General features: G+C 55.6%; 2 protein-coding genes. Both read left to right on the top strand.

The window, feature by feature from the left end:
• On the top strand, positions 1–251 hold a 251-nt coding region (locus NG99_RS24480), incomplete at its 5' end, for a transposase (protein WP_034898856.1).
• A partial coding sequence (locus NG99_RS24475) for an IS3 family transposase (protein WP_157032702.1) occupies positions 248–620 on the top strand: 373 nt, incomplete at its 3' end. The genes NG99_RS24480 and NG99_RS24475, both read left to right, overlap by 4 nt.

The raw sequence follows: 620 nt of genomic DNA, 5'->3' as shown, positions 1-620 counted from the left end.
AGTTTAAAAAGGAAGCTGTGGCCCTGGTTAATGAGCAGGGCTACACCATTGCTAAAGCCGCAGCGTCTCTGGGGATCAGCGACAGAACGCTGAGGGGATGGGTTGTTGGCAACCGTCAGCATAGCGAAAGCGAACTCAATGAGGACCAGCGAACAGAGCTTAAACGTCTGCGCAAAGAAAACAAAGAGTTACGCCTTGAGAAGGAGATTTTAAAAAAGGCGAGTGCCTTCTTTGCGAAGCATATGTCGTGAGATATCACTTTGTCCGCGAGCATGCCGGAGTGTTCGGTGTCAGGCGGCTTTGCCGGGTAATGCGGGTCAGCCCTTCAGCCTGGTATGCGTGGCAAAAAAAGCCTGTCGCCTCTTCCCCGGACGATGTCGGTATCAGGGTCAGACTGAAAGCCCTGTTCACCGCCAGCCGGGAAGGTGCCGGTAGTCGAAGACTGGCAAAAAAACTTCGTGAAGAAGGCGTGGCAGTCAGCCGCTGGCGGGTAATGAAGCTCATGCGGGAGGCGGGGCTGGTCTGCCGTCAGCGCAGGGCTTATAAGGTGACGACAAAGCCCCGGGAAGGAGCGGAAGTGTCCCCTAACCTGCTGAACCAGAACTTTAATCCGCCGGGGC

Source organism: Erwinia typographi (assembly GCF_000773975.1).
Taxonomy (GTDB): Bacteria; Pseudomonadota; Gammaproteobacteria; order Enterobacterales; family Enterobacteriaceae; genus Erwinia; species Erwinia typographi.
This window is presented reverse-complemented; position numbering and strand designations above follow the sequence as displayed.